The 364-nt window shown below is 46.2% G+C and carries 1 protein-coding gene; it reads left to right on the top strand.

Annotated elements, in window-relative coordinates; all coding sequences use genetic code 11:
- On the top strand, positions 1-364 hold a 364-nt coding region (locus AB4486_RS24035; RefSeq protein WP_372119122.1), incomplete at both ends, for a glycoside hydrolase family 9 protein.

Below are 364 nucleotides of genomic sequence, written 5' to 3' on the forward strand. Positions count from 1 at the left end.
TCCTACTACTGCGGCTTCATTGAATCTGGCGGCAATCGGTGCTCAGTGCGCACGTATTTGGAAAGATATCGACAGTGATTTCTCACAGTTATGTTTGGATTCAGCGATCAAAGCGTGGAACGCCGCAAATCAACATCAAGATATCTATGCTTACGACAACTTCACAGGCTCTGGGCCGTATGATGATATCGAATTGAGTGATGAGCGATACTGGGCTGCGGCCGAGCTCTTTATCACAACCAATGATGAGGTTTATAAAAAAGTATTGATTGATTCTCCACACTATCTTGAAGTGCCGAAGGGGAACATCAATGCGGATGGTGATATGTATTGGCAGTATATAGCGCCTGCGGGCACTGTGCTG

The organism is Vibrio sp. 10N.222.55.C6, assembly GCF_041473395.1.
GTDB lineage: Bacteria > Pseudomonadota > Gammaproteobacteria > Enterobacterales > Vibrionaceae > Vibrio > Vibrio crassostreae_C.